Source organism: Sphingomonas sp., from assembly GCF_035555815.1.
In the GTDB taxonomy this organism is placed as follows: domain Bacteria; phylum Pseudomonadota; class Alphaproteobacteria; order Sphingomonadales; family Sphingomonadaceae; genus Sphingomonas.
Genome location: NZ_DATMGG010000024.1, coordinates 1 through 9,437, shown reverse-complemented (window position 1 = coordinate 9,437; position 9,437 = coordinate 1). Strand labels below are relative to the sequence as shown.

The 9,437-nt window shown below is 68.5% G+C and carries 9 protein-coding genes and 1 pseudogene; 1 reads left to right on the top strand and 9 read right to left on the bottom strand.

From position 1 onward, the window contains the following. The 6 genes from pnp to VNR91_RS01295 all read right to left on the bottom strand — a co-directional run. On the bottom strand, positions 1 to 1,438 hold a 1,438-nt coding region (gene pnp / locus VNR91_RS01320; RefSeq protein ID WP_325488991.1), incomplete at its 3' end, for a polyribonucleotide nucleotidyltransferase. 158 nt (positions 1,439 to 1,596) lie between these two features. Next, positions 1,597 to 1,866 (bottom strand): 30S ribosomal protein S15, encoded by a 270-nt coding sequence (rpsO, locus tag VNR91_RS01315; protein WP_325488990.1) that lies wholly within the window; start codon positions 1,864 to 1,866, stop codon positions 1,597 to 1,599. A 22-nt stretch (positions 1,867 to 1,888) separates the two neighbouring features. Then, positions 1,889 to 2,770 (bottom strand): tRNA pseudouridine(55) synthase TruB, encoded by an 882-nt coding sequence (gene truB / locus VNR91_RS01310; protein ID WP_325488989.1) that lies wholly within the window; start codon positions 2,768 to 2,770, stop codon positions 1,889 to 1,891. 5 nt (positions 2,771 to 2,775) lie between these two features. Beyond that, positions 2,776 to 3,465, bottom strand: coding sequence for a site-2 protease family protein (locus tag VNR91_RS01305; RefSeq protein WP_325488988.1), 690 nt, complete (start codon positions 3,463 to 3,465; stop codon positions 2,776 to 2,778). Between the two features lie 35 nt (positions 3,466 to 3,500). Continuing rightward, entirely contained in the window at positions 3,501 to 3,872 is a 372-nt protein-coding gene (locus VNR91_RS01300) for a DUF6491 family protein (protein WP_325488987.1), read from the bottom strand. Positions 3,873 to 3,876: 4 nt separating this feature from the next. Beyond that, positions 3,877 to 4,497 (bottom strand): thymidine kinase, encoded by a 621-nt coding sequence (locus tag VNR91_RS01295; protein ID WP_325488986.1) that lies wholly within the window; start codon positions 4,495 to 4,497, stop codon positions 3,877 to 3,879. 96 nt (positions 4,498 to 4,593) lie between these two features. On the opposite strand from VNR91_RS01295, the gene VNR91_RS01290 reads away from it, so the two are divergent. Further along, on the top strand, positions 4,594 to 5,478 hold the full coding sequence (locus tag VNR91_RS01290; RefSeq protein WP_325488985.1) for a hypothetical protein: 885 nt from the start codon (positions 4,594 to 4,596) through the stop codon (positions 5,476 to 5,478). A gap of 255 nt (positions 5,479 to 5,733) precedes the next feature. Here VNR91_RS01290 and rbfA read toward each other — a convergent pair whose 3' ends face one another. The 3 genes and pseudogenes from rbfA to VNR91_RS01275 form a co-directional block, all read right to left on the bottom strand. Beyond that, positions 5,734 to 6,138, bottom strand: coding sequence for a 30S ribosome-binding factor RbfA (gene rbfA / locus VNR91_RS01285; protein WP_325488984.1), 405 nt, complete (start codon positions 6,136 to 6,138; stop codon positions 5,734 to 5,736). A gap of 114 nt (positions 6,139 to 6,252) precedes the next feature. Further along, complete coding sequence (gene infB, locus VNR91_RS01280; RefSeq protein WP_325488983.1) at positions 6,253 to 8,955, bottom strand: translation initiation factor IF-2; 2,703 nt, start codon at positions 8,953 to 8,955, stop codon at positions 6,253 to 6,255. Positions 8,956 to 8,963: 8 nt separating this feature from the next. Continuing rightward, a pseudogene (locus tag VNR91_RS01275) lies at positions 8,964 to 9,437 on the bottom strand (DUF448 domain-containing protein); the annotation flags it as partial.

Below are 9,437 nucleotides of genomic sequence, written 5' to 3'. Positions count from 1 at the left end.
TGTCGGACAGGACGGCGAAGTCCTTGCCTTCCAGGATCAGGCCCATCGCGATGCCCGAAACCGGGCGCTTGATCGGCACGCCGGCGTCCATCAGCGACAGCGAACCGCCGCACACCGTCGCCATCGACGACGAACCGTTCGACTCGGTGATGTCGCTGGTGACGCGGATCGTGTAGGGGAATTCCTCCTTGGTCGGCAGCACCGCGTGCAGCGCGCGCCAGGCGAGCTTGCCATGGCCGATGTCGCGGCGGCTGGGCGCACCGAAACGGCCGACTTCACCGACCGAATAGGGCGGGAAGTTATAGTGCAGCATGAAATGCTGGTAGCTGAGGCCACCCAGGCCGTCGATCATCTGCTCCGCGTCGCGGGTGCCCAGCGTGGTGGTGGCGATGGTCTGCGTCTCGCCGCGGGTGAACAGCGCCGAGCCGTGCGCGCGCGGCAGGAAGTGAACCTCCGCCTCGATCGGGCGCACCGTCTTGGTGTCGCGGCCGTCGATACGCTTGCCGGTCTTGAGGATCGCGGTGCGGACGATCTCCGCCTCCAGCTTCTTGACCAGCTTCTGCGCGGCCATCTGCTCCTGCGGGGTCTTGTCCGCCATCGCGGCCTTGGCCTTCGCGCGCGCCTCATTGAGCGCGTTCGAGCGCGCCGACTTGTTGGTCAGCTTGTAGGCGGCGTCGATGTCCTTGCCGATCAGCTTCTTCAGCTCGGCCTTGACCGACGAGGTGTCGGCGGCCTGGGTCAGCTCCCACGGCTCCTTGGCCGCCTGTTCGGCGAGCTTGATGATCGCCTTGATCACGTCCTGCGACGCCTTGTGCGCGAACATCACCGCGCCGAGCATGACCTCTTCCGACAGCTCCTTGGCTTCGGATTCGACCATCATCACCGCGTCGTGGGTGGCGGCGACGACCAGGTCGAGCTCACCCTCGGCGACCTGGGCGTCGGAGGGGTTCAGCTGATATTCGCCGTCCTTGTAGCCGACGCGCGCGGCGCCGATCGGGCCCATGAACGGCACGCCGGAAATGGTCAGCGCGGCCGACGCGGCGATCATCGCCAGAATGTCGGGCTCGTTCTCGCCGTCATACGACATCACCTGGGCGATGACGTTGATCTCGTTGTAGAACCCTTCCGGGAACAGCGGGCGGATCGGGCGGTCGGTCAGGCGGCTGATCAGCGTCTCACGCTCGGTGGCGCCGCGCTCGCGCTTGAAGAAGCCGCCGGGGATGCGGCCGGCCGACGAGAATTTTTCCTGATAGTGGACGGTGAGCGGAAAGAAATCCTGCCCTTCCTTGACCGTCTTGGCGGCGGTGACGGCGCACAGCACGACCGTCTCGCCGAGCGTCGCGATCACCGCGCCGTCGGCCTGGCGGGCGACCTTGCCCGTTTCGAGCGTCAGGGTCTGTCCGCCCCACTCGATGCTGACCTTCTTCGTATCGAACATTTGATTTCCTTCACTCCGGCGGCCCTATGCCGGCCGGGGCCGATGTGCGGGCTAGACCGGCCCGTGCGGTTTCGGGCGATGGTTCGCCCCAGGCTGGGCGGGAGCCGGATTGCTCCCCACCCGGATATGAAAAGAGCGCCCGAAGGCGCCCTTCCCGGTTACTTGCGAAGACCCAGCTTCGCGATCAGCGCGAGATAGCGGTCGCCATCCGACTTGCGCAGATAATCGAGCAGCGAACGGCGATTGTTGACCATCATCAGCAGGCCGCGACGCGAATGGTTGTCCTTGGCGTGGCCCTTGAAGTGCTCGGTGAGGTTGCGGATGCGCTCGGTGAGGATCGCGACCTGCACTTCGGTGGAACCGGTATCGCCTTCGGCGCGGCCATGTTCCTTGATCAGCGCGTCCTTGCGCTCGGCGGTAATCGTCATGTGTCTTCCTTCGACATCGTGATCACAGGTTGAAGCCGCGGACGACACGGGCTTCCCCGTGCTGGACATCCACCAAAGCGACCGGGGTTGCGCCCAGCGTCGCGAAGTGAAGGCCATCGTCTCTGGCGATCCCGGCCAGCACACGCCCCTGTCGGAGCGCTCCTGCCTGGTCGGGGGTGAGGGGGAGGGCCGGGATGTCGTCCAGCCCCGCCCTCAATGGCAGGAGGTGGTGTTCAAGCTCGCGCGCCATACCGGCTTCGGCCAATTTGTCCAGCGATATCGCGTGGCTGAGGCCGAACGGCCCCGCCTTGACCCGGCGCAGCATGGTGACGTGGCCGACCGTGCCCAGCGCCAGCGCGATGTCGCGCGCGAGGCTGCGGATATAGGTGCCCTTCGATACGTGGGCGGTGAGCGTGGCGGTGTCCGCGTCCGCCGCGGCGATCGTCAGCGCGTGGATGGTGACGTCGCGGCTCGCCAGCGTCACCTCCGCGCCGGCGCGGGCGAGGTCGTAGGCGCGCTGGCCGTCAACCTTGAGCGCCGAATAGGCCGGCGGCACCTGGCGGATCGGGCCGGTGAAGCGCGGCAGCACCGATTCGACCTGTGCCGGCGTCGGGCGGATTTCGGAGGTGGCGATCACCTCCCCCTCGCCGTCGAGCGTGTCGGTCTGTGCGCCGAACGCGACGGTGAAGTCATAGAGTTTGTCGCTGTCGAGCATCCGCCCGGCAAGCTTGGTCGCCTCGCCCAGCGCGATCGGCAGCACGCCGGAGGCGAGCGGATCGAGCGTGCCGCCGTGGCCGACCTTCGCCTTTGGATAGCCGCCGGCGCGCAGCGCGCGCTTGACCGCCGACACCGCCTGCGTCGAGCCAAGCCCGAGCGGCTTGTCGAGGATCAGCCAGCCGTGCACGCGCGTCAGGCGCCCAGGCCGACCAGCGACAGATAGGCGCGCGCCACCCCCTGCGCGATCGGGCCGATCACCCGGCCGACGATATCGGCCTGTGGGGCGATCATCGGCAGCACCAGCAGGAGGAACACCAGCAGCGGAAAGCCGAACCGCGCGACGCGCTGCCAGCCGGGCACCAGCGAACGCGGCAACATCCCCTCGACCACATGCCCCCCGTCGAACGGCGGCAGCGGGATCAGGTTGAACACGCCGAGGAAGATGTTGATCAGCAGGAAGTTGACCAGATTGGCGGCGAGGAAGCCGGCCGCGCCGCCCTGCGGCAATCCGCCGGCCATCGCATAGGTCGCGCCGATGCCGAGCGTCGCCAGCAGCGCGAGCGCGAAATTGGTCCCCGGCCCGGCCAGCGCGACCAGCACCATGTCGCGGCGCGGATGGCGCAGCCAGCGGTAGTTGACCGGCACCGGTTTCGCCCAGCCAAAGATCGGCGCGTGCGCGACCGCCAGCACCAGCGGCAGCACGACGGTGCCGATCGGATCGACGTGCTTGATCGGATTGAGCGTCAGCCGGCCGAGATCGGCGGCGGTGCGATCGCCCAGCGCGCGCGCGACCCAGCCGTGCGCGACTTCGTGGCACACGATCGCGAACACCAGCGGGATCAGCCACACCGCGACGGTATAGACGATATTCGGTTCAGCCATCGGGCCGCTCTAGCGGGTCGCGGGTCGCCCGGCCATCATCCTTTGCGACGCGCTTTCCTGGGCGGCGCGTCGCTCTTGACCAGGCTGGCGATCCAGCACGGTTCGCCGTCGACATAGATGCGCCCGGTGCTGTCGAGCCGGTCCCCGGCAAAGCGCGTGCTGACGGTGAGGCGGATCGCCGTGGGCAGGTTGATGCACGGGCCGTTGAATTCGGCATAATACCATTGCCGCGCGCGGTTCTGCAGATAGATGCCGCGATCGCCGTCCGCCTCGAAATTCCAGATGTTGCCGAACTGGACGAACGGGATCGACGCTTGCGCGCCGGTCGGCGGCGCCGGCTGTTCCTGCGCCGCGGCGGGGACGACGGATGCGGCGAGCGCCGCGAGGGCGATCAGGGTGCGGTTCATGGCGTTATTCCTGCGCCGGTGAGTCTGAACCGGTGCTGAGCGGCAGCGTGCCCGCCAGCGCCGCGACGAAGTGGCGGCGGCACAGCGCGACATAGCGATCGTTGCCGCCGATTTCGGTCTGCGCGCCGGTGCTGACCGCGCGCCCGTCCGCGCCGACCCGCGCGTTCATCGTCGCCTTGCGCCCGCACAGGCACACCGACTTGATCTCGATCAGCGCGTCGGCGATCGCCAGCAGCCGCGCCGACCCTTCGAACAGCGCGCCGCTGAAATCGGTGCGCAGGCCATAGGCGAGCACCGGGATGCCCGCATCATCGGCGATCCGCGCCAGCGCGGCGACCTGATCGGCGGTGAGGAACTGCGCCTCGTCCACCAGCACGCAATCGAGCGGATCGGCGGCGTGTGCGCGGGCGACGCAGGCGAACAGATCGGTACCGGCGTCGAACGCGGTCGCCGGCATCGACAGCCCGATGCGCGAGGTGATCGTGCCAGCGTCGAAGCGATCGTCGACGCCCGCGGTGAACAGCATCGTACGCATGCCCCGCTCGCGATAGTTGAAATCGGCCTGGAGCAGCGTGGTCGATTTGCCGGCGTTCATGCTGGCGTAGTAGAAATAGAGCTTGGCCATGGCGCGATCCTATGGGCTTTTGCCCGCGCGCGCCATTTCCGTCGTGTTAACCATTATCCGCCACCCTGTCGCAACCATTTCAAAAGGGGGGCGGCGATGCGTCTGGTCGTGCACATGGGTTTCCACAAGACGGCGTCGAGCTATCTGCAGGCGCTGCTCAACCGCAACACGCAGCGGCTGGCCGGGCGCGGCATCTGGTACGAGCCGCAGACGATCTACCCCGCGCATCACTTCATCGCCAATCCGTTGCTGGCGGGCGATCCGGAACCGTTCGCGGCGATGATCCGCAACGGCCGCGCCGCCGGCTGCCACACCATCCTGTTCTCGTCCGAGAATCTGGAAGGGCTGCCCTTCAACCTGCCGGTCGCGGCGCTGCTGGAGCAGGTCGCCGCCGAGGAGGGGATCACCGAGATCGAGTGGCATGCGGTGATCCGCGAGCCGGGCGCCTATTTCGCCAGCATCCATTCGCAGCTGAGCTGGCACACATATGCCGACAGCCTGACGATGTTCGCGGAGGTGATGAAGAAGGGAATGGTGTTCCTGCCGGAGCCGCATTTCGGCGAGGGCGCGACGCCGTACTGGTTCTTCTGCTTCGACTATTTCGCGTTCCTGATGGGCTTTGCCGCGACCGGGCGGCGGCTGTTCGTCCATGATTACGAGGATCGACTGCCCTATCCCGGCTGGCGGATGATCGACCGGCTCGGCGCCATCGACGCGCTGGTCGACCAACCCGACGAGGCCGAGAGCAACCACCGGCTGGCGCCGGGCACCGCGCGCGATTTCTTCCATGCGCGACTGCGCGAAGCGGCGGGCGATGCGGCGACATGGGCGGCGGTGCGCGACGCGGTGGAGGCGAACGTCGACGCTAGCATCGCCACGGTGCCGGTCTATGCCGCCGCGGTGGGCGCGCGGTACGGCGACAGCTATCGCCAGGCGCTGGCCGCGTTCGGCGCGCGGGATGAGCGCAAGGCGGCGGCGTGACGCTGGGGCATCTTTTTTCACGCGAAGGCGCGAAGAAGACAGAAGAACGGATTCGCGCGGAGACGCGGAGACGCGGAGGGTGTCGCCCGCGGTTCGGCCAGCGGCACCAACGGCCGTCATGCCTGTCGCTTGCAGGGGCTGAAAGGTCTCGCTGACGCGAGACGAGCATGCCAGGCGACACACTCCGCGTCTCCGCGTCTCCGCGCGAACCAAAAATCTTCGTGTCTTCGCGCGAAACAAAACCGCTCCGCGACGCTACCCCTGCGCGTCGTCCTCACCCAGGTCGCGCGCGACCTTGGGATCGCGTAACAGCGTGTCGATGCGGCCGCCCTCGTCAAAGCTCTCGTCCGCGAGGAACTTGAGCTTCGCGGCATATTTGAGGTTCACCCGCCGCGCGACCTCGCTTTGCAGATAGGCGGTGTTGGTGCGCAGCGCCTTCAGCACCACCGCCTCGTCCTTGCCGAGCAGCGGCTTGGCGAACACCGTGGCATGGCGCAGATCGGGCGACATCCGCACTTCGGTGATCGACACCATGTGCTTGGCCAGCGTGTCGTCATGCACGTCGCCGCGCATCAGGATGTCGCTCAGCGCATGGCGCACCTGCTCGCCGACGCGCAGCAGGCGGACGGAACGGTCTTGGGCGGTGTCGTTCTGGCGCATCTTACCTCCAGGCCCCTCTCCCGGCAGGGAGAGGGAGGGCGAGGGTGACGGGACTCTGACCCTCACCCTCCCGCCGCCTTCGGCGGCTCCTTTCCTCTCCCACCGGAGGGAGACTTACAGCGTGCGTTCGCGCATCTCGACCTCGAAGGTTTCGAGGAAGTCGCCGGCCTTGATGTCGACGAAGTTGTTCGAGAAGGTCACGCCGCATTCCAGGCCGGCGCGCACTTCGGCGACGTCGTCCTTGAACCGCCGCAGCGACGCGATCTCGCCCTGATAGACGATGACGTCGTCGCGGGTGATGCGTGCCTTGAGCGCCTTGCGGATGACGCCTTCGACCACCAGCAGACCCGCCGCCTTGCCGTGCTTGCCCGCCGAGAACACCTCGCGGATTTCGGCGCGGCCGACCACCGTCTCGAACGCTTCCGGCCCAAGCTCGCCCGCCATGCCGGCGCGGATCTCGTCGATCAGGTCGTAGATGACGTCGTAATATTTGAGCGCCACCTTGTTGCGTTCGGCGATCTCGCGCGCCTTGGCGTTGGCGCGCACGTTGAAGCCGATGATCGGCGCGCCGCTGGCACCGGCCAGCGTCACGTCGCTTTCGGTGATGCCGCCGACGCCCGAATGGAGCACACGCGCCTTGATCTCGTCGGTCGAGATCTTGTTGATCGCGGCGACGATCGCCTCGACCGTCCCCTGCGTATCGGCCTTGACCACCAGCGGGTATTCGATCGCCTGCTTGTCCTTGAGCGCGGAGAACATGGTCTCCAGGCTGGCCGGGGCGTTGGTGGTGCGCTTTTGCTGGATGACGCCGGCACGATATTCGGCGACCTCACGCGCGCGCGCCTCGTTCTCGACCACCTGCAGCGGATCGCCCGCCGACGGCACGCCCGACAGGCCGAGCACCTCGACCGGCATCGACGGGCCGGCCGACTTGAGCTGGCGCCCCTTGTCGTCGACCAGCGCGCGGACCTTGCCGCTTTCCGCGCCGACGACGAACACGTCGCCGACCTTCAGCGTGCCGCGGCCGACCAGCACGGTCGCCACCGGGCCGCGGCCCTTGTCGAGCTTGGCCTCGATCACGGTGCCCTCGGCATCGCGGTCGGGATTGGCCTTGAGGTCGAGCAGTTCGGCCTGGAGCTGGATCTTCTCGATCAGCGTATCCAGCCCGGTCTTCTTGAGCGCGGAGACCTCGACGTCCTGGGTCTCGCCGCCCATTTCCTCGACCTGTACGTCATGTTCGAGCAACCGCTCGCGGATCCGCTGCGGATTGGCCTCGGGCTTGTCGACCTTGTTGATCGCCACGATCATCGGCACGCCGGCCGCCTTGGTGTGGTTGATCGCCTCGATCGTCTGCGGCATCAGCCCGTCGTCGGCCGCCACCACCAGCACGACGATGTCGGTCACGTTGGCGCCGCGCGCACGCATTTCGGTGAACGCTTCGTGGCCCGGCGTATCGAGGAAGGTGATCTGGCTCTTGTCCTTGAGCGTCACCTGATAGGCGCCGATGTGCTGGGTGATGCCGCCGGCCTCGCCGCGCACCACGTCGGTGCCGCGCAGCGCGTCGAGCAGGCTGGTCTTGCCGTGATCGACATGGCCCATGATCGTCACCACCGGCGGACGCGGCTTCAGGCTCTCCGGCGCATCCTCCTCGGTCGACAGCGCGAGGTCGATGTCCGAATCGCTGACGCGGACGATGTTGTGGCCGAATTCGGTGACCAGCAGTTCGGCGGTGTCCTGGTCGATCGTCTGAGTCATCGTGACGGGCATGCCCATCTTGAACAGCGTCTTGACCAGGTCCGCGCCCTTTTCCGCCATGCGGTTGGCGAGTTCCTGGACGGTGATCGCCTCCGGCACCACGACGTCGCGGACCTGCTTGGCCTGCGCCTCGCGCGGGCCGCCGTGCGAACGCTTTTCCTTTTCGCGCGCGCGCTTGAGCGCGGCGAGGCTGCGGGCGCGGGCGCCGTCGTTGTCGCCCAGCGCGCGGTTGACGGTCAGCTTGCCCGACTGGCGGCGGTCGTCGCCCTTGCGGTCGCGCTGCTGCGGCCGCTGGGCCGGGGCATCGCGGCGCGGCGCGGCGGCGCCCGGCGACGACGGACGCGCGGCACCGGCGCCGCCCGACGGCGACGGCGCGGACGACGATGCGGTCTGGCTCGCGGGAGGAGTCGGCGCGGGCCGCTGGACCGGCTTGGGAATCTCGGGTCGCTGCACCGGGGTGAACAGGCGCGGCGCCGGCAGGCTGGGATCGCGCGACAGCTCGATCACCGGCGGGGGCGCAGGCGCGGGGGCCGGAGCCGGGGCGGGAGCAGGCTTGGCCTCCGGCGCGGGTGCGGCGGCCTCAACCGCGGGTGCGGCCTTGGTTTCCGGCGCAGGTGCGGGCGCGGGTTCCGGGGCCGGCGCGGGCTGGCTGGCGGCGGCCGCTTCGGTGGCGGCGCGCGCTTCGGCGCGGCGGCGTTCGTCCTCGATCGCCTCGGCGCGCTCGCGCTCCTCGCGGCGGCGTGCTTCCTCGAGCGCGCCCATGCGCTGCTCGTCGGCCTCGCGCAGCAGGCGTTCCTGCCGCTCGCGCGCGGTCTCGCTGCTCGGGGCGGGGGCCGGCGGGGGCGGCGGCGGTGGCGGGGGCGGTGCCACGTCGGCGACGACCGGCGCCTCCGGCTGGCCGGTGCCGGGGCCCAGCACGCGGCGGCGCTTGACCTCGACCACCACCGTGTTCGACCGGCCGTGACTGAAGCTCTGCTTGACCTTGCCGGTCTCCACCGTGCGCTTCACCCCCAGCGGTGCGCGCATTCCCAGTTTCGGCTTGTCGTTGTCAGAATCGCTCATGCGCGTACTCAAATTCCTTCGTGTGAGGCGTGCGCCGCCCCGGGCAAGATCGTGGATGCCGATGCGCCGACCGGTGGGTCGGCGCAAGCATATGGTTCAGGGTCAGGTCCGATAAAGTGGAGCCAGCGGAGGAGCGCCTGCTCCACCCGCTTCGCCGCCTGAGCGTCCGCCAGGCCGACATGTACCACATTTTCGCGGCCGAGCGCCAAGGACAATATGGTGCGCGGCAGCGGCAATGCCAATCCCTTGAGGTCCGAACCCTCCGCATCGGAGCCGACGCGCCACGCCTGCGCCAGCTTGCGCATCCCGTCTTCGCCCGCGTCGGCGGCGTGGAGCAGCAGGCGCAACTGGCCCGACCGCGCCGCCGTCTCGATGCGGTCGGTGCCGGCCAGGACATGCCCCGCCTTCGCCTCCAGCCCGAGCCGGTCGAGCGCGGCGCGGCGCAGCTGCGCCTCGATCTGGGCGCCGAGATCGTCGGGGAC

Bases quoted from the DNA above. Each gene is read 5' to 3' on its own strand.
- rpsO (WP_325488990.1), bottom strand. From the start codon at position 1,866: ATGACGATTACCGCCGAGCGCAAGGACGCGCTGATCAAGGAACATGGC.
- VNR91_RS01305 (WP_325488988.1), bottom strand. From the start codon at position 3,465: ATGGCTGAACCGAATATCGTCTATACCGTCGCGGTGTGGCTGATCCCG.
- VNR91_RS01300 (WP_325488987.1), bottom strand. From the start codon at position 3,872: ATGAACCGCACCCTGATCGCCCTCGCGGCGCTCGCCGCATCCGTCGTC.
- VNR91_RS01295 (WP_325488986.1), bottom strand. From the start codon at position 4,497: ATGGCCAAGCTCTATTTCTACTACGCCAGCATGAACGCCGGCAAATCG.
- VNR91_RS01290 (WP_325488985.1), top strand. From the start codon at position 4,594: ATGCGTCTGGTCGTGCACATGGGTTTCCACAAGACGGCGTCGAGCTAT.
- rbfA (WP_325488984.1), bottom strand. From the start codon at position 6,138: ATGCGCCAGAACGACACCGCCCAAGACCGTTCCGTCCGCCTGCTGCGC.
- infB (WP_325488983.1), bottom strand. From the start codon at position 8,955: ATGAGCGATTCTGACAACGACAAGCCGAAACTGGGAATGCGCGCACCG.